The sequence below is a fragment of the Ruegeria sp. HKCCA5426 genome, assembly GCF_013034585.1.
In the GTDB taxonomy this organism is placed as follows: Bacteria; Pseudomonadota; Alphaproteobacteria; order Rhodobacterales; family Rhodobacteraceae; genus Ruegeria.
The window spans coordinates 1-26,922 of the sequence record NZ_WQGH01000017.1 but is presented as its reverse complement, the minus strand read 5'-3'; the positions used below and the strand labels follow the sequence as shown (position 1 = coordinate 26,922).

At 52.2% G+C, this 26,922-nt stretch carries 24 protein-coding genes and 1 pseudogene; 18 read left to right on the top strand and 7 right to left on the bottom strand.

The genetic code is table 11. The features are described from left to right. The first annotated feature begins 129 nt into the window (after positions 1-129). The 4 genes from GOV87_RS19300 to GOV87_RS19285 all read left to right on the top strand — a co-directional run bounded on the left by GOV87_RS19300 (position 130) and on the right by GOV87_RS19285 (position 4,292). Complete coding sequence (locus tag GOV87_RS19300; protein WP_171212860.1) at positions 130-1,872, top strand: amidohydrolase; 1,743 nt, start codon at positions 130-132, stop codon at positions 1,870-1,872. A 150-nt stretch (positions 1,873-2,022) separates the two neighbouring features. Next, positions 2,023-2,460 (top strand): putative quinol monooxygenase, encoded by a 438-nt coding sequence (locus GOV87_RS19295; RefSeq protein ID WP_171212859.1) that lies wholly within the window; start codon positions 2,023-2,025, stop codon positions 2,458-2,460. Positions 2,461-2,518: 58 nt separating this feature from the next. Continuing rightward, positions 2,519-3,346, top strand: coding sequence for a hypothetical protein (locus GOV87_RS19290; RefSeq protein ID WP_171212858.1), 828 nt, complete (start codon positions 2,519-2,521; stop codon positions 3,344-3,346). A gap of 109 nt (positions 3,347-3,455) precedes the next feature. Then, positions 3,456-4,292, top strand: a complete 837-nt coding sequence (locus tag GOV87_RS19285; RefSeq protein WP_171212857.1) for a DUF3299 domain-containing protein — start codon at positions 3,456-3,458, stop codon at positions 4,290-4,292. 81 nt (positions 4,293-4,373) lie between these two features. On the opposite strand, the gene GOV87_RS19280 is transcribed toward GOV87_RS19285, so the two are convergent. Next, positions 4,374-5,399, bottom strand: coding sequence for an IS30 family transposase (locus tag GOV87_RS19280; protein WP_171212856.1), 1,026 nt, complete (start codon positions 5,397-5,399; stop codon positions 4,374-4,376). A gap of 194 nt (positions 5,400-5,593) precedes the next feature. On the opposite strand from GOV87_RS19280, the gene GOV87_RS19275 reads away from it, so the two are divergent. From GOV87_RS19275 to GOV87_RS19265, 3 genes are all read left to right on the top strand, one after another. After that, on the top strand, positions 5,594-6,271 hold the full coding sequence (locus tag GOV87_RS19275) for a hypothetical protein (protein WP_171212855.1): 678 nt from the start codon (positions 5,594-5,596) through the stop codon (positions 6,269-6,271). A 182-nt stretch (positions 6,272-6,453) separates the two neighbouring features. Then, on the top strand, positions 6,454-7,029 hold the full coding sequence (locus GOV87_RS19270; RefSeq protein ID WP_170560198.1) for a hypothetical protein: 576 nt from the start codon (positions 6,454-6,456) through the stop codon (positions 7,027-7,029). 155 nt (positions 7,030-7,184) lie between these two features. Then, the gene (locus tag GOV87_RS19265; protein WP_171212854.1) at positions 7,185-7,820 is read left to right on the top strand and encodes a hypothetical protein; all 636 of its coding nucleotides are present in this window, start codon (positions 7,185-7,187) and stop codon (positions 7,818-7,820) included. A 470-nt stretch (positions 7,821-8,290) separates the two neighbouring features. Here GOV87_RS19265 and GOV87_RS19260 read toward each other — a convergent pair whose 3' ends face one another. Beyond that, positions 8,291-9,244, bottom strand: a complete 954-nt coding sequence (locus tag GOV87_RS19260) for an AraC family transcriptional regulator (protein ID WP_170577040.1) — start codon at positions 9,242-9,244, stop codon at positions 8,291-8,293. A 196-nt stretch (positions 9,245-9,440) separates the two neighbouring features. On the opposite strand from GOV87_RS19260, the gene GOV87_RS19255 reads away from it, so the two are divergent. The 5 genes from GOV87_RS19255 to GOV87_RS19235 all read left to right on the top strand — a co-directional run bounded on the left by GOV87_RS19255 (position 9,441) and on the right by GOV87_RS19235 (position 15,364). Beyond that, the gene (locus GOV87_RS19255; protein WP_171212853.1) at positions 9,441-10,814 is read left to right on the top strand and encodes an amidohydrolase family protein; all 1,374 of its coding nucleotides are present in this window, start codon (positions 9,441-9,443) and stop codon (positions 10,812-10,814) included. 66 nt (positions 10,815-10,880) lie between these two features. After that, positions 10,881-12,392 carry an amidohydrolase family protein gene (locus tag GOV87_RS19250; protein ID WP_171212852.1) on the top strand — a complete coding sequence of 504 codons (1,512 nt, stop codon included), beginning with the start codon at positions 10,881-10,883 and terminating at the stop codon, positions 12,390-12,392. A 121-nt stretch (positions 12,393-12,513) separates the two neighbouring features. Continuing rightward, positions 12,514-12,915 (top strand): hypothetical protein, encoded by a 402-nt coding sequence (locus GOV87_RS19245; protein WP_171212851.1) that lies wholly within the window; start codon positions 12,514-12,516, stop codon positions 12,913-12,915. A gap of 25 nt (positions 12,916-12,940) precedes the next feature. Beyond that, on the top strand, positions 12,941-14,224 hold the full coding sequence (locus GOV87_RS19240; RefSeq protein ID WP_171212850.1) for a carbohydrate porin: 1,284 nt from the start codon (positions 12,941-12,943) through the stop codon (positions 14,222-14,224). Positions 14,225-14,680: 456 nt separating this feature from the next. After that, positions 14,681-15,364 carry an IS6 family transposase gene (locus tag GOV87_RS19235; RefSeq protein WP_171212873.1) on the top strand — a complete coding sequence of 228 codons (684 nt, stop codon included), beginning with the start codon at positions 14,681-14,683 and terminating at the stop codon, positions 15,362-15,364. 141 nt (positions 15,365-15,505) lie between these two features. On the opposite strand, the gene GOV87_RS19230 is transcribed toward GOV87_RS19235, so the two are convergent. From GOV87_RS19230 to GOV87_RS19215, 4 genes are all read right to left on the bottom strand, one after another. Further along, complete coding sequence (locus GOV87_RS19230; protein WP_171212849.1) at positions 15,506-16,321, bottom strand: hypothetical protein; 816 nt, start codon at positions 16,319-16,321, stop codon at positions 15,506-15,508. Between the two features lie 26 nt (positions 16,322-16,347). Continuing rightward, a complete protein-coding gene (locus GOV87_RS19225) occupies positions 16,348-17,097 on the bottom strand; it encodes a hypothetical protein (protein ID WP_171212848.1) in 750 nt (249 codons plus the stop codon). A 63-nt stretch (positions 17,098-17,160) separates the two neighbouring features. Then, positions 17,161-18,801, bottom strand: coding sequence for a sulfatase-like hydrolase/transferase (locus GOV87_RS19220; RefSeq protein WP_171212847.1), 1,641 nt, complete (start codon positions 18,799-18,801; stop codon positions 17,161-17,163). Between the two features lie 24 nt (positions 18,802-18,825). After that, positions 18,826-19,056, bottom strand: a complete 231-nt coding sequence (locus tag GOV87_RS19215; RefSeq protein WP_171212846.1) for a hypothetical protein — start codon at positions 19,054-19,056, stop codon at positions 18,826-18,828. Positions 19,057-19,185: 129 nt separating this feature from the next. Here GOV87_RS19215 and GOV87_RS19210 point away from each other — a divergent pair, with 129 nt between their 5' ends. The 4 genes and pseudogenes from GOV87_RS19210 to GOV87_RS19195 all read left to right on the top strand — a co-directional run bounded on the left by GOV87_RS19210 (position 19,186) and on the right by GOV87_RS19195 (position 23,620). After that, positions 19,186-20,550 carry a tetratricopeptide repeat protein gene (locus tag GOV87_RS19210; protein ID WP_171212845.1) on the top strand — a complete coding sequence of 455 codons (1,365 nt, stop codon included), beginning with the start codon at positions 19,186-19,188 and terminating at the stop codon, positions 20,548-20,550. A gap of 235 nt (positions 20,551-20,785) precedes the next feature. Then, positions 20,786-21,004 (top strand): annotated as a pseudogene (locus GOV87_RS19205) (IS6 family transposase); the annotation flags it as partial. An 892-nt stretch (positions 21,005-21,896) separates the two neighbouring features. After that, positions 21,897-22,457, top strand: a complete 561-nt coding sequence (locus GOV87_RS19200; RefSeq protein ID WP_171212872.1) for a recombinase family protein — start codon at positions 21,897-21,899, stop codon at positions 22,455-22,457. 575 nt (positions 22,458-23,032) lie between these two features. Continuing rightward, a complete protein-coding gene (locus GOV87_RS19195) occupies positions 23,033-23,620 on the top strand; it encodes a PACE efflux transporter (protein ID WP_083829017.1) in 588 nt (195 codons plus the stop codon). Positions 23,621-23,781: 161 nt separating this feature from the next. Here the strand turns inward: GOV87_RS19195 and GOV87_RS19190 are convergent, their stop codons facing one another. Beyond that, positions 23,782-24,645 carry an alpha/beta fold hydrolase gene (locus GOV87_RS19190; RefSeq protein WP_171212844.1) on the bottom strand — a complete coding sequence of 288 codons (864 nt, stop codon included), beginning with the start codon at positions 24,643-24,645 and terminating at the stop codon, positions 23,782-23,784. A gap of 208 nt (positions 24,646-24,853) precedes the next feature. Here GOV87_RS19190 and GOV87_RS19185 point away from each other — a divergent pair, with 208 nt between their 5' ends. Further along, the gene (locus tag GOV87_RS19185) at positions 24,854-25,813 is read left to right on the top strand and encodes an alpha/beta fold hydrolase (protein ID WP_171212843.1); all 960 of its coding nucleotides are present in this window, start codon (positions 24,854-24,856) and stop codon (positions 25,811-25,813) included. A gap of 501 nt (positions 25,814-26,314) precedes the next feature. Continuing rightward, positions 26,315-26,689, top strand: coding sequence for a helix-turn-helix transcriptional regulator (locus tag GOV87_RS19180; RefSeq protein WP_254447422.1), 375 nt, complete (start codon positions 26,315-26,317; stop codon positions 26,687-26,689). Positions 26,690-26,922: the final 233 nt, after the last annotated feature.

Here is a 26,922-nt window from a genome sequence, read left to right as displayed (position 1 = left end):
ATCCCATTCCTGCGAGATGAATTCTAATATTCATAATAGTTTGCACAAATCGGATAGCCAACTTTAAACTCTGACTGCACTGTTGATCGCAAATATCTGAATACCCGTTTCAATTTTTCGGAGTTACTCATGAATAAGCTATCGTGTTCGATTGCCGCGCTACTGGTTTCAACAACAGCTCTCTATGCACAGGCCGCCGATCTGGTCTTTACCAATGCCTCTGTTCTTACCATGAACGACGATGCGCCGACCGCGCAGGCCGTTGCGGTCACGGGGAACCAGATAAGCTACGTTGGCGATGCCGCAGGGGCGGAGGCGCTGATTGGTGATAACACCGAAGTTCTCGACTTGGGCGGGGATACCCTGTTGCCGGGGTTTGTGTCGGGACACGATCACATCGTTGCGTCAGGATGGACATCGCGCGGTGTCAGTCTGTTTGGAATTGAAACGCTTGAAGAGGCCTTGGCGGCCATCAAGGAGTATGCCGATGCAAACCCCGACGAAGAGTTGATCCTTGGCTATGGGTTCAATCAAGTGGCTTATGGCGGGTGGCCCACGAAAGAAGATCTGGATTCGGTGGTTTCTGACCGTCCGGCCTTTATCCTCGACTTCACAATCCACGACGTTTGGATGAACTCCAAAGCTTTCGAAGCGGGTCAGGTCAGCCCCGACGAAGAGGATCAGGTGCCGGGCGTAATGTTCTGGCAGCGCGACGCCGAAGGCAACCAGACGGGAATCGGCATTGAGTTCCAGTGGGCTGCGGCATTTAGAAATGCAGGCGCTTGGGACCCGGCAGGTGAAATTCCTGACATTCAGAAAAACCTCTACGATCAGGCCGTTAAAACCGGAATCACAGCGGTACACGTGCCTCTGATGGCTATGCCGACAGTTACCGATCTGTCTCTTGTGAAAGATGACGAGAAACTCGCACTGGCCCACCTACACGAACTTGAAAAGAACGGTGAGCTAACGATCCGCACTTTTGTTGCAACTGGATTCAAGGACCCGACTGCCACTGCTGACGAAATCGTGGAACACACACTCGAATTACGAGAGCAATACAACAGCGACATGCTGCGCATCTGGGGCATTAAAATCCATCCGGAAGGGAACTGGAGTTCAAAAACCGCCTGGATGCTGGACGATTATGCCGATGGGTCCGCAACGCGCGGTGCGGCTGCCATTGAAGGCCCAATGATAACTTCGGTCTACCTGCAGGCCAATCAGAACGGACTTCCGGTGGGCACTCACGTCGATGGATCACAAACAGTGCGCAACACGGTGGAAGCAATCATGACCGCGCGCGGAGCTGGCTATGACGTTCCGAACAACCTTTTGCACCACTATTTCTGGGTATCTGATCAGGACCATGAGACTGTTATCGAAAACGAGATCATGGTGAACACGACCCCACTTTTCCACGTTGACTGGGAAGCACAGGATGTAAACGCGTTGGACTTGTTGGGGCGCGCTAAGGTCGAGGCGATTTTTGCCCGCTATTCCTCGCTGATGGCATTGGGGCACAACGTGTCGATTTCTTCGGATGTGCCATCCGCGCCGATTGATCTGATCGGTCCGCTCCTCAATGTTGAGATCGCGATGACCTTGCAGGACCCGCTAAATCCGGACAGCAAGCCGTTCCCGTTGTCTCGCAAACCGGCCTCATTGGAAGAGTCGCTGAAAGCGGTCACGATCTATCCTGCGGCTCAGCAAGCGATGGAGGACAAAATAGGCTCCATCGAGGTGGGAAAATATGCCGACCTCGTCGTTCTCGATCAGGACATCACCGCAGTCGAACCACGCGAAATCTCGAACATCAAAGTGTTAGGCACGCTTATGGATGGGTGGTTCACGCATCGGGACGGCATCTGACAATGTAATGGCGGTCAGCGTGTCATTGTTGCGCTGGCCGCTCCTACGGACTTTCTGAATTGGGCTCACTTGGTGGAATTACGGACGTTCCTGAGCTGTTGGGATGTATCAATCGGAATTCAGATCATCAGAAAAAACCCGTACTAATGAATGGAGGCTGAGTTGAACTTTCGACCCCACATCACGGTCTTGGGGCTGATCGCAACTCTGGCGACAGCAACTGCTGCGTTCGCGGAAGAAGTGGCTTTTATTGCGATCCTGAAAGTGACTGATGAAAACGCACAGGCCTTCGATACCCTTGCCAAGGAAATGGTCGCGGCGTCTGCCACAGATGATGGGCTTTTAGTTTATGAGTTCGCCCGGGTTGGTGAAACGGTATATGGCTATGAGCGCTACGTTGATGCCGCGGCCCACGCACGACACGAGACACTTATCGAACCGTTTCTACCAAAATTGGTGGAACTTGCGCAGTTTGAACGGATTGTTACCCTTTCACCACTCTCAGATGGCCATCAAGAGCTTTTTGAAAGCATTGGTGCAGAGATTGGCCAACCCATTGCAGGTGTAGCACAGGACCGTCCCCAATAGCCCTAAGCTTTAGGACGTAGATCAAGGAAACACTAAGATAAATCAAAAGGGATTGTTCATGACAAATCGGGTTTTCATCGTCGCCACGTTCCTGGCCGGAGTTCTGCTTGCGCATCCGGATCATGTATTCGCCTGTGACGCAGCGTGTCAGGCCGCGCGAAAGGCGGCAAACCCGCTGGCGGATACGAAGGCTTTGATAACGGACAACACAATCGCATTCAGGACCGGAACAAATGACGACGACAGTTATAACTTTCAGCTACAGCCGGTTTACTCGGTTCCATTGGAGAATGCCTCGCTTGTGCTGCGGGGGATCATTCCCATTCAGGGCGTTCAACCAGGTGCGGTGCTGCCGCCCAGTATAGTCGACCCTTCTCCTGACGACGATCTGACCTGGGGCATCGGCGATTCAACAGTGCAGGCGTTTTATGCACCGACGCCAGGAGCAAGCGGGATTGCATTGGGATATGGGTTACAGGTTTCCATGCCGACCCACACGGATGACGCACTGGCCGGTGCAGGTTGGGGTGCTGGACCTGCGTTCGTGGTATTCGGGCAGGCAGGGGAACTTTCTTGGGGTGCCGTCGTCGCCCATATGTGGGGTGAAGACGATTTCAGCGTAAGTATCCTTCAACCCATTCTGAACTATGGGCTGGGTGAGGGTTGGTACGTTGGGTACAATAATGTCATCTCCTACAACTGGAATGCCCCGGGAAATGACGAAGCATGGGCCGTTCCGCTGGGTTTGACTGCGGGCAAGACCTCGATCATCAACGAAGCCAAAGGAACGGCTATGGATGTGAGCTTGGGATACTATGTTCTAGAGCGTAGACCTGAAGGCGGTCCGAACAGGCAAGTCAAAATTGGCCTTTCATTCTTTTTCTGATTGGCTGCAGAAATGCTGGAACTGAATACGGATCAGAGACCAAAGCGATAAAGCGGACAAAGCTGCAATTTGTGGTTTGCCCAAAGATATGAAGGGCCGGCTCGCATTAATGCATGGTGAAGAAACGATGACTGTATGTAACCGGAACGCTGACATGATACGCACCGTACTTACCCTTTTTGCATGCCTTTCAATTACGATATGCCCTCAGATCAGCCTAGCGGAATTTGCTCAGAATACGCCTGAATCTTCAGTTGGACGCGCCCCTTCGGGGGCTCCAAGGATCAATCTCGATACACGCGCAATTGATGCCTCGGCATTCTCGGGTGTTTCTGGCTTAAGCGAAACTACTCAGAAACACTTGGCCGTAAGTTGGAAAGAACTTTTACCTCCGCTTACATCGCTTGAAACTCCGTTCGCATCACTGTCGGCACCACAACTGGAAGCCATGCGAACACATGTGCGCTGGCAGACGTCCAGCGCACATAAGCGTTCAGATGAGACCTTTATTGCGGAACACGATGCAGCAACCGCCCTTCTCGCAAAACACAAGATTGATGTGGAAAACCTCATGCGAGAGCGCCGAAAGATCATTGCCCAAAACAACGTAAATGGTCGCGGCCCGAACCCTCATATTCTTGGCAAGACGATAATGATCCCAGGTTACATTGTCCCACTCACGCTCGAAGGCGGTATGGTTACCGAGTTTCTTCTTGTGCCGGTTGCCGGATCTTGCGTTCACACGCCTTCACCGCCCCCAAATCAGATCATTCATGTCGCTTATTCGAAGGGTGTCGAGTTCAGATCAATTTTTGACGCGTTTTGGGTCGAAGGTGAGATAAACGCACAAGAACGGCTTAGTGATGTTTCTTTTTATGATGGTGCAGCGATAGTGGTTTCCAACTACAGCCTCGATGCACGTGCCGTTCTTCAGTTCGATGGCTAAGTATTGGACATCTGCGAAGGGTTTGAGGAAGTTACTGCTGAACCGTTCAGTCAACTGTGAGCGATACCTGAACTGCGACTCCTATTGACGAGCAGGGTAGGGTGGTCGGCCCATTTCCTCCATCATCTTTTCCCTGAACACCTCGGCGGGTGTCTTCCATCCCAGACATTTTCTGGGCGTCGCGTTGAGGCGGTCACAGATCATTTTCAATTCATGATCTGAGACCGCCGTGATGTCGCGTTTACGGGGAAGCCAGCGCCTGACCCTGCGATTGGTGTTTTCGACAGTTCCTTTTTGCCATGGAGAAGATGGGTCGCAGAACCACGTTTGCGTTCCGATCTCGGCTTGAAGGTGCGGCCAACTGACGAATTCGGTTCCGCGGTCGAAGGTGATCGATTTGCGCGCCAGGTAGGGCAGGTCGCGCACCGCCTTCATGATCTTGCCCATCACCGGCTTCGTGCGCTTGTTCGGGTTATTCAGCAGCACCGTGAACCGGCTGACGCGTTCGACCAGTGACGTGACATTTGACTGGCCAAGGCTCTGTTTGAACAGCATCAAATCTCCCTCCCAGTAACCAAACTGACGTCGATGCGCCACGTCATCCGGGCGAAACAGAATGCTAACGTCCCGATCAAATTTAGGCGGAAAACGCTTTCTGGCCCGACGCGGCCGGCGGTACATTCTGTGCTCGGGCAGATACCACCAGAGCTCGTCGGCCATGCCTTCTCTGGAATAAATATAGCGATAGATCGTTTCCTGACACACGCGTAGCCTTGCGCCTTCATAGATCATTCGGTTGCCGATCTGCTCAGGCGTCCAGCCATTCTTTAGCCGCTCGACGACACGCTTGCGCAACTCAGGGTGTCGGATCAGTTTACGTTGCCGGGCGCGCCGATCCGCAGCTTTCCGATGCGCAGACGCGCCGTAGTAGCCATCACATTTCGGCAGACAAGGATCCGAGAAGAAGTTCCGCTTGATCTCTCGATGGATGGTGGCTTTCGAGCGCTTTAACACACGTGCCATCTCTCGAACCGGAACCTTCGCGTGCCTCCAGCGCTCAATTCTACGACGTTCTTCGATGCTGAGTTGCGAATACACTGTGCCCATGCCATGATCCCCTCATTAGATAACCCATTGGTTTCTAATAGGAGTCGCACTTGGAAATAGCGCGCACCGCCACACAAACCAAAAACGCAGAAGCTAAATTATGTTAAATTAGCTACCAGATCCGCTGATACCAGCAACACGTTGTTTTAATCTGAATGATTTACCCTGTGCATGTGATTTTAGGAACATTTCTCATGCACTACATTGAACCATCCCGCTCCCAAACCGATGCCACTCTAGTAGACAAGTTGAGCTTCTACCGTGGAGCGCATGAATCTACTAGACGTGCTCTATCCAGCACGACTTGGCCATCAATCGATTTTTTCGACTTTCAAATGCGGCTTGCCGACAAGGTTTTGGCAGCTGATGAACATCTTGTACTGGGTGCTCATACATTGGATGCGGCAGAACAATCAAAGATCACTGATCCTGTAGAATTACAGCGCGCTTTGACGTTGGCTTTGTCTGGGCCTACCCAAAGTCTCTGGATTGAATCTGAATTTGGACTTCGGTTCGAAGCTCTTCACAAAGTAATCGAACAAATTGGCCTACTACCAAATTATTATGGTCCGAACCCATCGCGCATCGGATTGCTCGCCAGCAAAGAAAAGGATCATAAGATCTTACTTCGAGCGGTTTGGTATGACGAGGAGACAAAGTATGTATCGACTTTGGACCAAGACAGTTCAATCAATGACAAAGCATACCAAGAGCTGATGTACGTACATTCATTTCCAGCAGCCATGAGAATCGACGTTTCCGAAAATATGAGAAGCACATACAACGCAGATTTGCCCTTCACGAAGGATTTGGCCTGTTTCGCTAATTTTGTTGCTCCACGTCGATCCTCGAGCATTCTGGGGCCGGTTTAAAAGACCCCACCCCCACCTCGCACATCCCGTATTTAACCCTTTGTTAGGGCTTATTTTTTTCCTTGATTTCCAAGATTCTGATCCCTTATTCGGTATCCAGTCGGCGGCCAGAGCACCGGCAGGCGCCGCAACCGGCAATCAAAAGCACAGCGTTATCTGTGGCAAAAACGAACGGAAAAAACATGAAAAACATCAAGGTCACGAGCAGACCTACCGAAGAAACCATCTGCGCCCTCAACAGCAAGATCGAGAACCTATCGGCCCAAAAGGCCAATGCGCTTGAGAAGACCAAAGCGTCGGATTTGGAAGCACAGATCAAGAGTTTGAGTTTGGAACGCATGGACACCGAACGCGCTTTACTGCGGCCCCTCGCTGATCGCCTGGACAATATCAATGGGAACGCTGTCATGTACACAGTTTCAGAGCACGATGTTCTTGCTCTGGCCCGCGAAACGGAATTCCTGCTGGACGAAAAAGGTGTTTCGAAGAAGAACCGGGTTGGGACCGAGATCGAGTTTCGCCCTGGCGGCAAGCAAGCGTCCAAAAGCTATGCGCGCAAGGCTGGCGCCAGCATCACCACGCGCGTGAAACTACGCCGCGTCGCTGACGGATGGCGATTGATTGAAGCGCGTCGTGATCAGTGTTTCGTCAATCAAACCGATTTCAAGGTTGTCCAGGTCACGCCGGCTGCACATGACGATATTGTTCGGACAGCAACCAGCGGAATATCTGTGCGGAAAGATTCCGCCAAAACCTGAACGACTTGAGCCGACAGCGCTGGGACCAGTCCTGTCAATTTTCTGATTAGGGTCTGGATCCAGCCGCTCGGCAACAACCTCTAAATTCAGCACCGACCTGAACTGCTGTCTCTATAGATGGCGACTGGAAAGGTGTGTCTATTGGAACTCTCTATATGACATTGAAAAACTACGCGTCCCTCCACCCGATCAGCCAGGACTTGATGCTGGAAACAGACAAGGTCAATCAGATCCAACTCAAAACCCTGGTCCTTGTTCATCCGGGCAGTTTGTTTGGCAGCGCAGATTTTAATCTTGGGTACTGCGCTGACAGGCACAGGGACAAAATACGAGAGCAGCTTCTGACGCACACGGGAAACCTGATCGTTATCGACGGTTTTCTGTCGGATGAAATCGACGAAGACTTCGATGACGCAATCGACACCGGCCTGGTGAACGCGTATCGAACGGCCGGTTACTACAGCCAACTGAATCTGGCGACCGGACTGCGCATCTGGGGCTGCGATGCGGGAGAGGAGCCATATTCATGGTGGTGCGCTGAAGGTAATCTGCCGAACCCCGTGTTCGAGCGACAGGAAAAAGCCGCGGAGTTTCTGTGCGGCCACATCACATCTCGCGAAATCGAAGTGACCGGGGCCTGGGCCACAAAACATGGAAGAATGGGATGTGTTAACTCCGTAGCAGATGTTCTTCAAAATGGCCTTCCAGACGCAAAGGTGAATATTTCTGAAACCGCTCTCTTTGAGGAGTACCGCACGGGAATTGATCCGCTGTTCCCTAATGTCGGGTAATTTCAGGCAAAGCGAGTTGTCACATCTCAGCGGTCAGGAAGCCTCACTGTAAAGGAAGCGGACGTTGCGGAACCTCGTAAACGGCCCATTGCGGACATTCTCTTTTAGTGCCCGTTGCCGCAGCGCGGCCTGTCGAACCGGACATTCGCTGCACGCGCAAAGCTGGAGCTGCTCGAACTCACACAAAAAAGGACGAAGCCGCCATTTGGCGAACGTCCGCTTTCCAGAAGCGGCATTCCTTAGAGTGCTAAGCTTACCGGACCGATCGTTTGAAGGCTGCTGGGGACATCCCGGTCCATCTAAGAATCGCCCATGAGAAGGCCGTTGAGGCGTTGAGGCAGAGTCTTTGCGCTGTACGCGGCGTTGAAGTCCCACGGAAAAACGCCGGATATCCTGATCGACCTAACGCCCGCGACAAAATGCGAATTGCATCTTCTCCTCCGAATTGCAAAGAGGTGATCCTCCGGGCATCAATCAGGCGGCGTCGCATTTCGACTGCGATTTCTGAACTCGCCCGGGGTCATCCCGGTCCATCGTTTAAAGCTCCTGTGAAATGTCGGTTGGTCCAGAAGCCCAACACTTTCACCAATTTCCTTTATCGAAAGTTGGCTGCTTGCAAGCAAAGTCTTGGCTCGCTTCGCCCGACATTTTTCCAGTTCTACTTTGAAGCTTGTACCATTGGCTCGGAAGGTGCGTTTCAAACGCCCGGGGTTTTGCGAAAACAACTCAGCAAAACCGTTCAGAGTGGCAGGTTGCTTGTCGAGATGCAGTTCCAGCAGATCGCGGGTTTGCTGAAGAAAATCATCGCCGCCTGTGAAGTTTTCCGGGAGGTTTTGGCTTTGCCCACCTCCGTATCGAAGTAGCAACCAGTTCGCCGGGAATTCGATTCGAGCGCCCAAGCGATTGGTCCTGCGTACCGAAATCTCCTTTTTCTGCCAATCGGGTATGCAATCAGGTTGGCAAACCCAGAAGCGTAGTTTTTTGGAGTCCCAGTCGGGATCGCAGACGGATCGAACCAATCGGACCATGAAACCCAGATAATAGCCGTCGGCTTGGCCGGGTGGAGAAGATGGCGTGAATGTCCGTTTTGCAACCAAACTGCCGACACGGCCATCAGTCTCGAGATTGTAGTTCGCCATGGACGAAATCCGGCCGACGTCCACTACAAGCGATATCAAAAGTTCACCCAGCGTCGCATTTTCAGTTTCAAGGATCGACAGGTTGGGCAATGTCTTCAGAGCGGCATTCGCCCCAATCTCAAACCCCAGATGCTGGTTTTTTAATGCATGAGCGAGATTGTCGGCAAGATCGTACCAATGCTGCCCTGCCATGAACGCTTCGCCGCGCTGCACGTCCTTTAAACTTAGGCCAGATGGCTCAAGAAAGCGTTCGACTTCGAGGCCATGGCTGAGGGCAACGGACACAAAGGGTTGCGCCATCGAGCATTCAACAGTGGGGAGCTTCATGTGCAGATCAGATTTTCAAGTCGAAGTTTCGGACTTCAAATTAGCACTTTGGATCAATTTTTTTGAAACATCAACCATAAAGCCAATGACAGGTTGGGCGCAATACGCCAAAATAGAATCGCGTAGCGCAGCGCATCTTCAAGGAAAATATAGAATGTTTAAAAGCTTAATGGTCGCCACTGTTCTTTCGGCGGTCGCAACAAATTCGTTTGCTCAGGAGGAGAGTTTTCCAATCCTCTTCACCAATGTGCATGTCTTTGACGGTGTCAATGAGGAGCGGATCGAGAATGCCAATGTTTTGGTGATCGACAATCTAATTGCCGAGATCTCGACCGAACCATTGGCTGTGGCCAATGCGCAAATCATCGACGGCGGTGGGCGAACTCTAATGCCAGGCATGCATGACCAGCACGTGCATCTTACGGTATTCAATCCGCTCAGCGACGGGTTACGCCAGAACATCACTCCCTTTCACCTTGGCGGCGTCGCCACGATCCGGTCCGAACGCATCCTGATGAACGGATTCACAACCGTGCGCGACCTTGGTGGTCCGGCCAAATCCATCGCCCGCATCATTGACACCGGAATGTTTCCCGGCCCGCGTATCTATTCCTCGGAAGCGTTTATCACTCAGACATCCGGTCATGCCGATTTCCGCAAACTGAACGACCGGCATCCGACACTCTCCGGACAGGGTCCTTCGCATTGGGTCGAGACGGACATGAGCTTTATCGCCGACGGACCTGAGCAAATCCGAATGGCGGTGCGTGAAAACCTGCGTCGCGGGGCAACCCAGATCAAGATCATGGTCAGCGGCGGGGTTACGTCAGAGTTTGATCCGCTGCACTCACTTCAGTATCAGGCTGACGAGATCCAGATGGCGGTCAAGACGACCGCGCAATGGGGCACCTATGTCACCTGCCATGTGTTCACCGAAGAGGCGATCCGCAACTGCATCGACAATGGCGCCAAGACGATTGAACACATCCCGTTCCTGACCAAGGAGGCTGCCGAGATTATGGTCGAAAAGCAGATCATGTTCGCGACGGCGGTGGCCCCGGTCTACTCGGTGACCACCGAACAAGCGGAAGCCTTTTACACGCCAGCGTCCTTTGTAAAATGGAAAAGCGTGCGCGATGCTGCAGCCAATATGATCGAAGTAATCCAGACGACGCCGGGCATGATCGATCTCTACACACTGGGCACAGACCTTGTGAACAACTGGGATCAGACGCTTGAGCAAGACAAGAAGATGAACGACGAAATCGGGTATCTGCACGAAGCGGGTTTCAGCGCATATGACATTCTGCGCATCGCTACGTCGAACGGCGCCCGCATGAACCAACTGACCGGCTTGAACAACCCGTATCAAGACGGCCCCCTCGGCGTGGTCGAGGAAGGTGCCTATGCAGATCTTCTACTCGTCGATGGCAACCCGCTGGAGGACATCCTTCTGTTGGCCGAGCCGGACGCCAATCTGAAAATCATCATGAAAGACGGCGTGATCTACAAGAATACACTCGATTGAGTGTCGCACGGGGCGAATTCACCTCGGCACCCCGCGCACCCCGATAGCGGAAGGGAAGGGAAGCCCATGAAATACCTCGGCAAATCTACAATGATGGCGAGCGCAGTCGCTCTCACCACAAGCGCGGCTTTTGCACAGGAGGCCACCGGTGACATCCCTCCTGTTACACTCTTCAAGAATGTGATGGTTTTTGATGGAGTGAGTGACGGACTCAAGAACGTCGACGTTCTCGTGGTCAAAAACAAAATTCACAAGATTGACGCTGACATTCCTGAGGGCGGGAAGTGGGAAGTCGATGTGCGCACTGGGGGATCCAAGCGGTTGCCCGATCCAGTCGGCGGCATCGACGGCTACTCCTTCACCGTTCAAACGGAACGCGGCATTGAGACCAAAGAAGTGGATGTGACCGTCATTGACGGAGGCGGTCGTACGCTCATGCCAGGGCTTATCGACAGCCACGTGCATGTGAACATGTACAAGAACGGGACTATCCCGGGGCTTCAGGACACCACATGGGAAGAAATTGGCGCACGTGCTGCCGCATTCGCGCAGGAAATGTTGGCGATGGGCTTTACAACTGTTCGCGATATGTGCGGCGCTCATGGTGGGCTGAGAGCGGTTATTGATGAAGGATCACTTCCCGGCCCAAGAATTTATTCCTCCGGCGCATGCCTTAGCCAAACGGGCGGACACGGCGACTGGGGTATCGCTGGTCAACGCAAGAACGAGAGCAATCTTGAGCGACTGGAGATCACCAGATTGGTGGACGGGCCCGCCGAGGTGCTTAAGGGTGCGAGGAGGAATTTTGCTTTAGGGGCAAACTATCTCAAGATTATGGTCAGCGGTGGCGTGACATCGATCAAGGACCCGATATATCAGTCTGCTTTCACAAACGAAGAGATTTCTGCTGCAGTAGAGGTTGCAGGCGATATGGACTCATACGTCGCTATGCACGTATTTATGGATAGCGACCTGTCTCGTGCGCTCGATCTTGGTGTCAAAGTGGTAGACCACGGCCTGACTATTACCGAACCGACGATGCAGAAGCTGGTCGAAAAAGAGGCGTTCTTTTCACCCAACCTGACTGCGCTTGCGCCCGAAGCTCTGGAACACCCGATGCATCAGGACCCGACTTTCCCGCCGACGGCGAAGTTTCTGTGGTTGCGGGAAAACAGCAAGCAGCTCATGGATCTTGTGAAAAAATACAAGCCTAAGATGGTGTTCGATTCCGATTACGTGCTTCTCACGGGTGTCCCTTATCGCCAGTCAATGGATTTTACGAAGGCGTTTGTCGCGCGTGAGTTTGGCAACCTCTGGGCATTGCAGATGATGACCTCGAATGGTGGCGAATTGGCGGCTCTGACCGGACGAGGAAACCCTTACCCTGAAGGCAAGCTTGGTGTGATCGAAGAAGGCGCCTACGCCGACATTCTGATCGTAGACGGGAACCCACTTGAAGACATCTCGGCCATCGGCGCGGTGGACACATGGTTTGATGCGCCGCCGCGCGGGCAGGATGTCCCAAGCATTCGAATGATCATGAAAGACGGCGTGATCTACAAGAACACGCTGGAGTGATAAGCAGAGGTTTTTTGTATTCTGCCTATGCCTGCGCCGGATCGCGCCATTTTTTTGGCGCGAGCATCCAAACAATAGCCTGCATCGTCTTGCCGCAGGCTCAGCATTGAAGGGACGTACAATGAAACATCTTATCCTAGGTGCCCTTCTGGCGGGATACGGCACGTTGGCCACTGCGGAAGATACCCAAAAAATGCGTACGTTTCTGTTCATTGGCACATCCAATAGCGCCGCTTGGGAAATGCAGATCGCAAATCCGGGCGATCGTGCAGCTTCGGTCAAAGGCAGCATCGAAGCGCTTGGCGGGGAGCTTTTGAGCTACTACTGGGGCCTCGGAAACGGAAAAAACTACATCACTGTTTCGCTACCTGACGATCCCACCTTCATTCAGGCGTTTTACGTCAGCCGTCTTGGGGATGGACTGCTCGATGACTACGAGTTGATCGAATTGATGAGCAGCGCGGACATGGCCCAAGCGTTGTCCCGCGTGCCCGAGATCAAGGCGCAGGATGATTTGAAGTAGCGTCAGTCATATCAGGACCAACACCATGCGCTTAAACCTCTATGTGACAGTTGCAATGGCGTGGTTGAAACAGGCCATGAGCATCTGCGCTGGGGTTGCGGCCATCGCTTCGGACGCGTCAGCCCAAGAAAACAGCACGTTACGGCAGTTGGAGGCGGCTGCCACCGCTTCGCTTGGGGGGCCAGCGTCGGCTCAGGCGCAATTAGAGCAGGACAGGCTCCGGCGTCTCGAGAATTCCAGATTGCCGGGGCTGGATCGGTTTTTCGATCCCTTCGAACAGTCGCGCGAGGCTTTCGCCAAACGCACTGGGTTGAATTTGTCCTTCGACTACCAAGCGCTCTACCAGAAGTCTTCAGACAGCCTGAGTGGCACCGACGAGGCCGCTTCGGGGCAGGCGCGGATCATTGGCAATTGGGAATTGCTGAATCGTGGGACCGACAATGCAGGCAGTTTTGTCTTCATCCTCGAAAACCGTCATCGTTTGGGCACGGATATCGCGCCGGGCAGTCTCGCGGGCGAAATCGGATATCTCGGTGTCACGGCAACGACCTTCAGCGACACAGATTCAACGCTGTCGGTTGCTTATTGGTCGCAGGCGCTGTCCGGCATCAACGGAGGCTTCGTTGCAGGTCGCATCGATCCCGGCGACTATTCCGATATCCTTGGCTATGTGAATCCCCGCACGACCTTTTCGAATTTTTCGATCCTCTTTAGTCCTGTGCTTCCCATTCCCGACCCAGGTTTTGGAATTGCAGGCGGCGGATACATTACCGACCAGATTTACGCGCTTGGCGTGGTCAGCGATGCAAATGGGTCGCTCACTGATGTGGAATGGTTTCCAGGTGGCTCGGAGTTTTTCACTTACGGTGAGATCGGCTGGACGCCCGCAAGAGACCAGCGATTCCTCACAAACGTCCATTTGGGAGTTTTCCATGTGGACGACAGAGAAGACGCAGGCGTCCCCGGCGGTCACGGAGCAATACTTTCGGGGAATGTAACCCTAGACGAGAGTCTCATGCTGTTCGGTCGTCTTGGTTGGTCAGATGGCGATGCATCGATTGCGAAACGTGCCGTCAATGCCGGTGTCATGTGGCGCCCCGGATTGTATGACGACTTGTTCGGGTTTGGTGTGACAGTCGCCGGTCCAACCGATCCAACTCTCGATACACAGACCACGGTCGAAGCATTTTACCGTCTGGATATTTCCGACAACCTCGCGCTTACGGCTGATGTTCAGTATTTGAACAACCCCGGCTTCACTGACGATGGCCCTTTGATTTTCGGTCTGCGGCTGAGGTTCAATTTATAAGGCTGAAAGCAATAGGAACTCCCTTTTTGACATTTCGCATTCTCACAGCCGACGCTCGCAACCCACCGTCCGATGGCAAGTTCGGGCTCGGAGCCGTCATGCGGCGTTGCAGAGAATTTCCCAGTTTCGGGCGAATGTGGATGTCCGCTTCCAACGAGGCACCTTGGTCGTTTCGCGCCTGCAGAGAAAGTCCGTAATCCGCCCACCTTGCGTAACTGAACTACCTTCTTCGTGCTGATTACGAACTTCCAAAGCCAATATTTACCACCACCCCAAAACGCAAACAAAAGAACCCGGGTCCTAAGACCCGGGGTTGTTCGTTGGCCGCGCAAAGACAGCCCAATTTTGAGAGCGGAGAAACTGGGATGTGTCGCAAACTCTGAGGTATAGTTGACGAGCCTGGGTGATCTGAGTTTTTTGTACTAGTCGATTAATTTTCGAACAGGTTATTTGAGCATAATCTCGTTAAAGGGCTGTCATTTCCCTAAGGATGCAGTTTTGTACGCTGTTTACTTCTATCTGCGGTACACGGTGTCCTATCGTGACTTGGAAGAGATCATGGCTGAGCGCGGTGTGCGAGTTGATCATGCCACATTGAATAGGTGGGTTGTGAAATACTCGCCGATCGTCGCTGCTCGTGCGCAGTCAAAGAAGCGTCCAACACTGAGTTCATGGCGCATGGACGAGACCTATATTCGTGTTCGCGGCAATTGGGTGTACCTCTATCGGGCCGTCGACAAAGCTGGGAATACTCTTGATTTCATGCTGTCTGAGCGCAGGAACCGTCCAGCAGCAGCAAGGTTCTTTGGCAAAGCGCTATCGACGAATGGAATCCCGAGCAAGATCGTCATCGACAAAAGCGGCGCCAACGCGGCGGGCATTCGAGAGGTGAACAGGATCCTGAAGCGGTTCGGCTGCCTAGCCAAAATCCAAACGGTCAGGTCCAAGTATCTGAATAACCTGATCGAACAAGATCATCGGTTTATCAAGCGTCGCATACGGCACATGTGCGGGTTCAAATCGTTCAGATCCGCATCAGCTACTTTGGACGGTATCGAAGTCGCCAACATGATCCGGAAGCGGCAATTCTCAAGCGATAAGACTTCCGGCTTTCAGCTATTCGCCGAGATCGCAGGATAGGTGTATCCAGTAAGTCGCTGACTTTGGCCTTTCCAAATGTTTGCGACACATCCGTTTGCGACACATCCCTAGTGAACTCCTTTTCCCAGCACCAGATTCAAAACGAGTTTCTTTCACAGTCGTCTAGTTTCATACCCGCCCTTAGAAGAAATACTTGATGCCAAAGTATGGCCCGTGCTGTTCGACGTCATAGGCGAATTCTCCGGAACTCAGCGTATCGCTATAGTCGACGCTGAAGTAGCGGTATCCAAATGTGAGTGCCGTTTTCTCCCAGGGTTGGTAATCGAATCCGATATTCACACCGACCTGAAGGTCATTCCCACCGGCGCCAAAACCGCCAAGCTCCAAAGAAGCAATTCCGGTCCACTGCTCATTTAGGCGCCACATACCGCGCGCGCCGATTACAGGTTCGATCCAATCCTGATCGCCACCTAAAACAGGTGGATTTCCCGGGCCCGGTGTGGTTATACCGATCTCCTGACGAATAGAGTTGTATCTAACGCCCCCCTGAAGATCGATCGTATAGCGCTGATCATCGGCTCCGTAAACAGAGTCTACAATGCGGTAAGCACCCAGAATACCAAACCATTTTTGGCGCACGTCGACATTGAGATCGGAACCCAAAGGGCCAGGCAGCGAGGTATCTTGTTCGATGCCAACATAGTTCGCGTCGACGATTATTCCAAAATCCCCATTCCATGCCTCATACCGTCCGGCCGCTGCGAAATCGAGCACGTCCAGCACGTCACCGAGATCCAGATCCAAGTCAGCGGATTGTCCAGCCACGGTCGATGTCCCTGTGGTTCTTAGGGGTGTGAACAGATAGAACGCTGCACCATGACGCCAGCCGGTTTCGTCCTGATCCGGCGCGGGCAGTGATTGAGCACCGGCAAGTGTCGGCAGCGTAAGAAGGCCGGTCGCAAGCGTGATTGCGCCGAGTAGTGAGAGGTGAGACATAGCTTTGTCCTTGGGGTTCATGAAACTTAGTAGTTGAATCTGAGGCCGATCCCGATGCCTTGGTCATAAGGGCGATCAGCGCCGATCCCGATCAACACATCTGCATAGAGGGCAATACCGGGGCTGAGATTTTTGCCAATCTGAAGCTCAACGGTTGCAGGCCAGGCGTCGTTTTCCCAATCATATGGCGCTTTGATATCTGCTTTGGCCCAATACCCATCACCGAACGGCTGAAGCGCAATCAGGCGCATTGCAGTTTGGCTGACATCGGTCGACCCATTATACGATGCGAAATGCTGGACCAAAGGGATCAGCGTCATGCCAGTGTTTGTGTTTGCAAAGGCAAAGCCACCAAACGGGGCGATCTGATCCGACCCGGTGCCTATACCTTCCTCGGGGTCGCCAAAATCAAGGATCCACTCCAGCCCGAGCGCGGATTTGACGGCCCAAGTGTCATTCAGGGGTTTTTGTGACGGGAAATAGATCAGCTTGAAGCTGGTCTTTTCAAACCCGTTGAACCTCTCCCCGGTCGCATTCGTCGAATTGTAATGGAGCTCATATTTCAATTTCAGATCAGGTCGCAGCATGTATGCGCCATCAATGAATGCATCCTGACGGTCTGCGCCGCCCTCCAGATCAAAATACTGATAGCGAATGTCCGTGTTGTTGACCGCAGCCAATGGGTTTGACGCGTTTTCCTCTGCCCCGGCAGCGCTACCCGCTATCAGCAACGCGGACGTCAGGATAGAATGAATGAAAAAATGGCTGGCCATCATGTACCTGAAAAGTTCTCGTGCGATTGATGAGATGGTGGCTTTGCCACCACCGTCCCAAGTTCGTTATTGCCAGCTAGAAAAGACTTCCCTGGTTAGTTCGCTTTCAGGGCGAAGGTTCTCGATTCCTTCATAAGGAACACCCTTTCCGAGTGGCAGATGCGGGTGTTTGGCAATGGTTTTCTGATGGCGCTTGACCATGTCCTGAAAAGACGCCCCGGACCATAGGGAGTACCCGATAAGGGGATGTTCCTCGCGTGGGTCGCGGTAGACATTGAACACGGGAGCCGCTGCGCCGGGTTGGCCGGGGGCAGGCAGGTGCATTTTGAACTCCTGCTTGACTACTGAGCGCAAGATCGGTCCTTCATATACGTAAACATAGTCGCGGCGCGAGTTGCCTTCGCCTTCAAGCAGCAGCGCGGTCTGGTCGATACCGTCAATTACACGGTCGCGCGGAATGCGGTCGGTTGCACCTGCGATCCGGGCAAAGGTGGTGAACAGGTCTGAGACATGCACAATGTCACCCGCCGCGCTGCCGGGCTCGATAGCGCCGGGCCACCGGATGAAGGCATCGGTACGCACACCACCTTCAAGATGCTGCGTCTTGCCGCCGCGGTAAATCAGCTGGTTCAGGCCGGAAGTCCCCTCATAATGATACATCAGGCCATTGTCGGCCATGATCATGACGATGGTGTTGTCTGCCTTTCCGGTTTCATCCAGCTTGGCCAGCACCTCGCCGATCCAACCGTCCAGGATCTGCAACTTGTCGGCATGGAAGCCGCCGTTGCGGGAAACGGCCTCATCAGGATAGGCAAAGTTTAGCGGATAGAGCGGCCAGTACTGCATGAAGAACGGATCGTCCTGCGAAGCCAGCTTCTCCAGCTGTTCCAATGCCTGACGCTGATAGCGCAGGTTCATTTCTTCGTATTTCGCCTGCGTCCATTCCTCGCCCGGTGCCATATCGACTTCGCGGGCAAGACCACCAGCTTCACCTTCAACGCCAGTTACCAGACCGTAGGGTTTGAACCGTTGATCCAACTGAAACTGGTTGGACTGACCCGACGCATGGTAGCCAAGCATGTTGTTGGCGACCATTGCGTCCCGTATCATCAGACTCAGTTGAACTTGCTGGTGCAAAGGAAAGGCCGCCCAGTCAAACCCCTGATTGTGCGGATAGGATTGTTCAATATCGCCCTGATGCCATTTCCCGACATGCGCGGTGTTGTACCCTTCCTCCTTCAGGATTTCGGCAATCGTGACTTCTTCGGCCGCAAGACCTTCACCGACCAGCGCAACCTTGACCTCTTCCACGCCCGCGCGCGCCGGATGACGACCTGTCAACATCGCTGTTCGTGTTGGCGTGCAGGATGGCTCGGTATACATCCTCATCAAGGACATGCCTTCGGTGGCAAAATCGTTGATGTTGGGCGTATCGAAACCGGTGACATAGTTCATCGTCCGGTTGCCCATCTGACCGAAGCTGACATCGTCGATCAGAATGTAGAGAATATTAGGGGGCTTGCCGTCATTGGCGTCACGGATTTCTGCAAGCTTTGCGTCGATTTCCGTATCCTGAGCATCCCATTGATCGCCAAATTGTGCGCGGAGAAACTGGAACTCTCCGTCATGAATGATGGGCGCATCCTGAGCAAAGCTCGCGCCAGCCATCAGCACCATGGCCGAGGCATGTTTAAATATTGATCTCATCGGTATCCCTTCCCCATTTTCGAATTACATCTTACCTGCGCGCCGCAGTGACTGGGCGATTTCATCCCGAAGACCATCCAGGGTTTCGCGGATATCGCAGGCAAACTGGTACGATTGGCTTGCCGGCTCATCATTCATGGAGAGATACTCGTCGCTGAGAAGCTGGTAGTCCCGGCAAATCTCATCGAACACCGTGTCCGCGCGCCGTAAGTCTGCAATTGCGGCTTGGTGGTTCGGAAACAGGGTATCAAGCACGTAACCTTTCAAATTCGACGCTCGTTCGACTAATCAACATATTCCCCGAATTGTTGGCCGAATTCACTTCTCACAAAAGGTTTTTCGGGGCATAATACGGTATAATCAGAGATGTAACTTGCTGAAAAAATGGAATTATCCAAAAGCACATCGACTAGTATTAGTGGTGGTAGAACGCCTGACGCCAAAGATGTGCGGGTCGCGCTTCAGCGACTTGTCGGATCCCAGACATTCGCTGGATCACAGCGACTGCAGGACTTTCTTATCTACGTCGTCGAGGAATCAATCAGCGGTCGAGCCGATGACATCCGTGCCAAAACAATCGCCATGGATGTCTACGGCGCGACCATGTCCGAGATGGCGCGAAGAGAAAATGTGGTGCGGGTGGACGCCGGTCGCCTGCGTCGCAAGCTGGCCGAATATTATGTCGAAGATGGCCGCGATGAAGTCACTGTTTTCGATCTGCCAAAAGGCGGGTACGCACCTGAGATATCGATTAAATCGCCCGGGACGGATCAGCCCGAAATACCTGAGACGGAAACCAAGACTTACACCTGGCCGCGCCCGTTCATTGGGATTGCAGGGGTTTTCCTTATAATCTGTGTTGCTGTGGCAATTGCGTTAATGTCGACAAATCGTGGGGTTCCAGTCAGCCTGCCAGTCGATAGCCTGAGCCAAGATGAGCGCAGCGCGATATTTGATGCATCCCCCATGCGGCTTCAGGCCGTGAACCTGGCCAATTCGGGCCGCGATTTGATCTTTCCGGCCTTGGAGCCCGCGCGACTGAACGGAGCCCTGACGATATTCAAGGGGGCAATCGAAAACGACGACAGCTATTTCGGAGGCCATGCAGGAGCCGCGCAGGTTGCAGCAACGATAGTGCTGGTTACACCGGACGCTGATCCAACCGGCGACTTGCTGCGTTACGCGGACACACAGGCCAGCCGGGCGATTGAATTGGCACCCGAAATGGGGTGGAGCCAATCTGCAAAGGCCTGGGTCGAATTTACCAAGGGTAATTGGCCTGAAGCTATGGAGTTCTCGTACAGGGCGCAGCGGTTGGCACCAAACGACGTGCACGTGCTGGAGTTCGTGTCATTGATCCTGTTGTACTCAGGTGAGTTCGAAAAAGTCGTGGCGATCAGCGAAGACGCACTGTCGAAAATAGATTTGGACCGAGGTTATGTGTTTCAGAACGCGATGGGGTCTGCAAAGTTCCATCTGAAGGATTTCGAAGGTGCCGTTTCCGCCTTTGAGCAGGTGACCCAAAAGGGTGGCCCAGTCGGCCCTGTTTCTGTCGCCTATCTGATGGCGGCTCATCAGATGCTGGGGAACGAAAGTGAAGCTCAAGCTATGTCAGATAAACTCTCGCGTGAATGGCCTGACAGTAGGGTGGATATTTTGTTTCAAAGACTATTTGCGAATCCAGAATACGGGGTGGAACTTGGCGACGCTATGAAACAAGCCAATTGGAAGCCAAAAGTTAATGAATGAAGTTCGTGTCTGGGCTATCGAGGCCATTCCAGTGCGAACTGGCCACAGTAGTTGTTTATTCATGCATCATTCCTTGCCGCGGGGCGGTATTGGCCCCTTCTCCATTGCCGCTGGATTTCGGAGACGGCCCTTTCCGGACGTTCATCGGTTGTGTCGCAAATTTTGAACTGAGATTGACGAGCACTCAGGTTTCGCAGTCTCTTCCTGTCGAATAGTTTTCGAACAGGTTTTAAGTATGATCTCTCTGAAAGGCTGCCACTTTCCCAAGGATGCAGTTCTTTACGCTGTATATTTCTATTTGCGGTACACAGTGTCGTACCGTGATTTGGAAGAGATCATGGCCGAACGCGGCGTGCGGGTGGACCACGCTACTCTCAACAGGTGGGTTGTTAAGTATTCGTCGATGATCGCCGCGAGCGCGCAATCGAAGAAGCGACCAACGCTGAGTTCCTGGTGAGAACGGCGGTGAGAAAGTCGACCACGGTAGCGGCGGGATGATCCTGCTGCCGGCGGCGTAAAAGTCGTCCATCTTTGCCCTTTCTTTTGACGGAGGGAGGGTGGGAGGATCTTCACCGTGGATTTGTATCGTAAAGTTCGTTTGGCCTGTGCCGAGGGTATGAGCCAGAAACCCTCTCTTATCAAATCGACATAAACTGTCCCATTGGCGCTGACGTCAGACAGGTTTATTTGGCGGCTTCCTATCAGAGTTTGGGTGAATTCGAAGAGGCAAAGGCAACTCTAAGACAACTTAAACAGTCCTGGCCAGAGTTCAGGCCAGATCTGGTACTAGCTGTGTTTTATTCCAGTCCAGATTTATCAGAAGAGGTGATTTCAGCCTTAACGGATGCGGGATGGCAGTTTTAAGATGTACCCTTACGAGCCATGGCTGGAGACAGGTCCACGTACGTACAGTGTGTTTTACCGCCAACACAAGCGAACACACCTTGGTAGTATTATTGAACGCCGAAAGCGGTCATTGGAGTTTGTTGTAGCTAACGGCGGATTTGTCCACGACATGTAAATTCGGGTTTCAGATCTCGCTGCAGCACGCTTGAATGGCTGGTTTTCACGCCGCGCAGCGGCGCCGAACAAGATGCAGTCGCGGCGATTTTGCTGCTACGAGCGCGCGCAGCGAGAAAATCCCAAGGTACAAGTTGGGCTCGAAGCAGTCGCTAGGCGTGCTGGTCACGAATGTCCGCTTTCTCTTCGAACAAAGGAGTTTCCAGTAGGGCTTGGCCTAGTGAAACATCCGTAATTTGGTATTGGTTTGTATCATTAGGGTTTGTGTTGAATTATGACACAGTATGTATCACCATGTTTTAAACTCTATTGAAACAGGTAGTCAGATGCTAATCGGATACGCAAGAACATCGACAGTAGACCAAAAAGCTGGACTGAATGCTCAAATTCAAGAGTTAACTGAAGCAGGATGTGAGAAGGTCTTCGAGGAACAGGTTTCTTCTGTCGATGTCAAAGCCAGACAGCGATTGGCGGACGCTTTAGAGTTTATACGCGAAGGCGATACGCTGGTCGTCACAAGATTAGATCGACTTGCCCGCTCTGTTCCACACTTGCTGGAGATATTCGGAACTTTGTCAGACAAGAGGGCCGAACTTCGGATACTCGGATTGGGGATTGATACTGGAACGCCCACGGGAAAGTTAATGTTGACCGTCTTGGGGGGTATAGCCGAATTTGAGCGTGAAATAATGCTTGAGCGACAGCGGGAAGGGATCGCGAAAGCAAAAGCTGCAGGTAAATACAAAGGCCGAAAACCGACCGCACGCGCCAAAACCGATCAAGTACTAAAACTCATTCAATCTGGAGTGGGGCCGTCTGAAGCAGCAAAGAAGGCAGGCATCAGCCGTGCCTCTGTCTATAGAATTTTGACTGCAGATGGGGGATAGGACTTTTTGCGTCGTCACAGTAATTAGTCATCTGACTGAAATCGTTAGATGTCTGCTTCGAGCCCATAATAGTCATTCAGCTAGGACGCGGCGAATGGCCGCTACGAGCCGATTGTGTTGAAAAACTTATAAATCTGGGAGGCCCTGATAGTCTGCGAACTGGCAGTCAATCCGAAAAGTCCACTTCTGATACCGATGACGGGCGTTTCGGTGCCCACTGGTGGCCAGTGTCAGTTTTTGGCCGACCCCTCAGCTGAAAATTCCCGTCGGCCTTGTCGGGCCAAATTCTGACTCGAGTTTACACCAATTGTGAGTTTTTCAACAATATCAGCCCAAAGCAGACGTTAAAAGCGAACTTGTTTAGGAAGTTCGCGAATTGATGGTCAAACAAAACCGCACTACAGCAAACCGTATTGTTGAGAGCAGATGTCCAGTTTTTCGTTAAACTTGTCCAGTGTGACTAACTTCACAGCTAAATCATCTTCACTGGCCAATTATAATCATTGAAGCGGCGAAAGCAGGCTGCTCGGGAAACGTACTCTGCATCCGGATGGGTCATTTTCCTGAGTGAGCAGATGCCTTTTTTGATGTGGCAAGAACTACTGTATTGGAGCAGAAAAATTACACTTAGGTCATTTAAAGAACGCGTCATTCAGACTTCAAGTTTTGAGTTAGTAGGTATTTTTTTTGTTGCCCCCATTTATGCCCAACTGGCCGGGTCATCAATGGTACATGGGTTTGCAACAATTGCCGTATTATCTATAGCAGTAATGGTCTGGTCGCCGATCTTTAATACCTTCTTTGACGTGATTGATAGACATTTCACCAACCGACTGGCCTGCAAACGCCCACACAGACTTAGAGTTTTACACGCCACACTGCATGAAGTTACAGCGATTTTGATAACTTGTCCGCTACTCATGTGGATCGGCGGGCATACACTGTCAGCCGCATTAGCATTCAATCTGGGCTTGACGTTAACCTATTCGATTTACACATATTTTTTCCACATGATTTACGATCGTTTGCGTCCTGTGGAAAGACAAACACATGTCGAAACTAAAAAGCAAATTCCGGCGCTTAGCTCGATCTTGGCAACGGATTCTCCGCAAGTCGGCTTGATTGAAGCAGAAGCCAAATTCGGATTAGACCGTAGATCCTGAGTGTGACACGAACCATAAGATGGATCGTAAGCAAATGTGTGTTCCTCAGTTGGAGGGCGTCAGTTTTATCCGCAAAGCTTACATACAGACATGTTGTTATGAACGGCCGCACCGAGCCCTTAGCGGTCGGTCGTTTGTCCTAGAGTCCCAGTGTCCCCGGCTCATGATCTACTGATCGGCTTGATGTCCATTGAAGCCATGTAGCGGCGGTCAACAGTTCTAATATGCGACAGCACCTCCATCTCGAAACTTTCCTTGAAGGTAAAGGGACCCAAATGGCCGGCACCTTTCAGAACCTTTAGCTCAACAAGCTTACCTTGGGTTGCCAGAATTTCTGCGATGCGCTTCGTGTGCGCATGAGTCTGCGATCCGAACATGATCGTAGAGGGAATGCCCTCAAGAAAAATGTTTTCTGGATCAGGTTCATTCAGAAGCGCATCGAAATCGCTCGGGGCTTTGTGAACCCAATCAATCATTGCGCATCTGCGTTCACGACTTAGGGCCTGCCAAGCGCCAAGTCCTCCCCAAAAATCGGTAAAAACCTGTGCACTGAACTCTCCGCATCCCTCTTCTATGCCGGTTTGTATTGCGTCTGTGAGGCTAACAATCTCGGAATACAATAAACCGTCAGTCACCTCTCCGGCTTTCAGTAGGCTGAACAAAGTTGGTTCATAGAGACAAAGTGATCGAACAAGGTCGGGTCGAGCTCTGGCGATATGCAAAGCCAGCGCTCCTCCATAGGAGTGTCCAATCAAATGAGCGGGCCTGCCAAGCTTCTCAATCTCAGTGATAATCGAAGCAGCTTCGTTTTCCAATGTAAACGATCCGTCCGGGATTTTATGACCCCTAGACAGGGTTCCTATTAGGTCGGGCGCTATTGTTTTGGTTTCTTCGCTCATCCGGGCAAACAGAGTGCGCCACTGGCTTCCGTCAGCGCCGGAACAATGTAGCCCTACGCAGGGAGCAGGCGAAATTTGGGACCAGCACGGCGATGCGTGTAGTGAAGCGTCAAATTGCTTATTCATGTGATGACCTCCAATCTGAGTTTCACAATGGTGTCACTCATCTGGCCTTCAACCTATCGGACACATGTCCCGGCTAGACTCAAACCGACGGAAAATTGATGGGACATTTGCCCCAAATTGACTAAAAAAAGACATGCGAACCGTTAGATACACTTCTTCAAGCGATGGCACGTCGCTGGCGTGGAGCAAATCCGGAAACGGCCTACCAATGGTAAAGGCGGCTAACTGGCTCACACATCTCAGTTATGATCTAGACAGTCCAATTTGGTCTCACTGGATCGAATTGCTAGAAAGTCAATTCACCCTTGTTCGATATGATGAGCGAGGCTGCGGATTATCTGACAAACGAGTTGAGAATCTGGGTATTGATTACTGGGTTGATGATCTCGAAGCTGTAATCGACGCCGCTGAAATAGACGAACCAATTTATCTTCTGGGTATTTCTCAGGGCGCTGCGACTTCTATCGCGTATTCGCTGAGGTATCCCGGTAGAGTCGCCGGGATGGTACTCGTTGGAGGCTATGCAAGGGGCAGCAACCACCGCGGATCGGTTGCCGCCAAAAACTACAAGACTGTTATCGATGTATTTCGCCTGGGTTGGGAGAATGACAACCCTGCGTTTCAAGATGTATTTACATCAAGATTTCTTCCTGGTGCGCCGCCCGAACAACGCTCTTGGTTTACAGAACTTTGCCAAAAGACCGTTTTGCCTGAGACAGGGGCCGACCTGCTTATGGCGCGCGCTGACGTTAATGTTGAAAGTCTATTGCCAGAGGTTTCAGTTCCAACACTGGTGATCCATTCAAGGAACGATCAGGTTATTCCGTTTGAAGAAGGGCAACGTCTCGCTCAGAAAATTCCCGAAGCGACAATGTCTGCTTTAGAGGGAAAAAATCACATTATTCAACGCGATGAACCTGCCTGGCGCGCTTTTTCCAAGAGCTTGCTTGAATTTACATCTTCCGGTCAAACGACGGACTTTAACGATTTGACAAAGCGCGAGCAGGACGTGCTGAGACTTATCTGTCAGGCAATGAGCAGTAAAGAAATTGCTAACAGTCTCCAAATGAGTGAAAAAACCGTTCGAAACCACACAAGTAAAATCTACGCCAAACTTGAACTGCAGAACAGGCAGCATGCAATTCGCACGTATGGGCATCTGTTCTGATTAGAGATCGGCACTGTAAACTTTTTAATCTGATCCAACGTGGCAATGGCAGTTTTGTCCCGCACACCGGACGCTCGGCACGGCTGAACCGCCTTGTGATTTCTAGAGGTCGTCAGATGACTGCTTTGAGCCCAAAGCAGAACATTTGTGACGGAAATACTTGAGTCGTCGATCTATGCTAAGATTGTGAAGACATCCGTAACCTTGTCGTCAAGATTTTAGATAACACATCTTTTCTCAAACGGAGTTAGTGATGGTTTGCAATCCTGTTCCTAAGAAAGTTACGCATATTCCAGATTTCTTTGCGCTTGCAACATGTCCATTTTGTCGCGATCAGCAGGTTGTTTCTCAGCGGGATTTAAAGAGCAAGGGACGCCCAATTGATGGAACGGCTGAGTGGGTATGTCCGCTCTGCAAGGGGATACCGAATAGAAAACCAAGTGGCTGAACAGACACACCGATTGCAGAGTTGACTTTCAAGGTGTCGCCCAGCGAAACATCATGGGCGAGGCCGGGGCTGTCGCAAGACGCGCGTTTGGCGTCGGCAACGAAATCGCGCGCACCATCGACTACGTCACAAACCACTTGAATGAACAGGTCACCATCGACGATATGGCCGACCACGTCGGCATGAGCCGGGCGGTCTTCCATCGGCGTTTCAAAGAAGCCACGACAATGTCTCCAATACAGTTCGTGAAATCTATGCGGCTGAACAACGCCGCCATGAAGATTGCCGAAGGAAAGACCGTATCGGAGGCGGCATGGGACGTAGGCTATCAAAGCTCGTCTCAGTTCAGCCGGGAGTTCAAACGGATGTACGGCCAGTCGCCCCGGCAATGGAGCCATGCGGCGCAGGGGCCCGAACGAATGGCCTAGGGTGCAACAGTGAGCTTACGTTTGAGACGAATGTCCGGTTGAGGTGGTGCTACGGTCATCAGGTGCGTTGTACCGAATGACGGGTTTGTCCCGCAGAGCAGTCACTCATGCCTGGCGCGGCGAATGACTGCTTCGAGCCCAACTGGACCTTGCTTCTTGGCGCAGCATCCTCCTCAATGGGCTTATTTTGTTGAAAAACTCTTCCTTGATCGACGCATGAACTGCTGATTCAA

Bases quoted from the DNA above. Each gene is read 5' to 3' on its own strand.
- GOV87_RS19210 (WP_171212845.1), top strand. From the start codon at position 19,186: ATGGAATTATCCAAAAGCACATCGACTAGTATTAGTGGTGGTAGAACG.
- GOV87_RS19275 (WP_171212855.1), top strand. From the start codon at position 5,594: ATGCACTACATTGAACCATCCCGCTCCCAAACCGATGCCACTCTAGTA.
- GOV87_RS19250 (WP_171212852.1), top strand. From the start codon at position 10,881: ATGAAATACCTCGGCAAATCTACAATGATGGCGAGCGCAGTCGCTCTC.
- GOV87_RS19295 (WP_171212859.1), top strand. From the start codon at position 2,023: ATGGAGGCTGAGTTGAACTTTCGACCCCACATCACGGTCTTGGGGCTG.
- GOV87_RS19265 (WP_171212854.1), top strand. From the start codon at position 7,185: ATGACATTGAAAAACTACGCGTCCCTCCACCCGATCAGCCAGGACTTG.
- GOV87_RS19290 (WP_171212858.1), top strand. From the start codon at position 2,519: ATGACAAATCGGGTTTTCATCGTCGCCACGTTCCTGGCCGGAGTTCTG.
- GOV87_RS19280 (WP_171212856.1), bottom strand. From the start codon at position 5,399: ATGGGCACAGTGTATTCGCAACTCAGCATCGAAGAACGTCGTAGAATT.
- GOV87_RS19240 (WP_171212850.1), top strand. From the start codon at position 12,941: ATGCGCTTAAACCTCTATGTGACAGTTGCAATGGCGTGGTTGAAACAG.
- GOV87_RS19225 (WP_171212848.1), bottom strand. From the start codon at position 17,097: ATGATGGCCAGCCATTTTTTCATTCATTCTATCCTGACGTCCGCGTTG.
- GOV87_RS19270 (WP_170560198.1), top strand. From the start codon at position 6,454: ATGAAAAACATCAAGGTCACGAGCAGACCTACCGAAGAAACCATCTGC.
- GOV87_RS19300 (WP_171212860.1), top strand. From the start codon at position 130: ATGAATAAGCTATCGTGTTCGATTGCCGCGCTACTGGTTTCAACAACA.
- GOV87_RS19190 (WP_171212844.1), bottom strand. From the start codon at position 24,645: ATGAATAAGCAATTTGACGCTTCACTACACGCATCGCCGTGCTGGTCC.
- GOV87_RS19230 (WP_171212849.1), bottom strand. From the start codon at position 16,321: ATGTCTCACCTCTCACTACTCGGCGCAATCACGCTTGCGACCGGCCTT.
- GOV87_RS19180 (WP_254447422.1), top strand. From the start codon at position 26,315: ATGGGCGAGGCCGGGGCTGTCGCAAGACGCGCGTTTGGCGTCGGCAAC.
- GOV87_RS19255 (WP_171212853.1), top strand. From the start codon at position 9,441: ATGTTTAAAAGCTTAATGGTCGCCACTGTTCTTTCGGCGGTCGCAACA.
- GOV87_RS19220 (WP_171212847.1), bottom strand. From the start codon at position 18,801: ATGAGATCAATATTTAAACATGCCTCGGCCATGGTGCTGATGGCTGGC.
- GOV87_RS19195 (WP_083829017.1), top strand. From the start codon at position 23,033: ATGCCTTTTTTGATGTGGCAAGAACTACTGTATTGGAGCAGAAAAATT.
- GOV87_RS19245 (WP_171212851.1), top strand. From the start codon at position 12,514: ATGAAACATCTTATCCTAGGTGCCCTTCTGGCGGGATACGGCACGTTG.
- GOV87_RS19200 (WP_171212872.1), top strand. From the start codon at position 21,897: ATGCTAATCGGATACGCAAGAACATCGACAGTAGACCAAAAAGCTGGA.
- GOV87_RS19285 (WP_171212857.1), top strand. From the start codon at position 3,456: ATGCATGGTGAAGAAACGATGACTGTATGTAACCGGAACGCTGACATG.
- GOV87_RS19185 (WP_171212843.1), top strand. From the start codon at position 24,854: ATGGTAAAGGCGGCTAACTGGCTCACACATCTCAGTTATGATCTAGAC.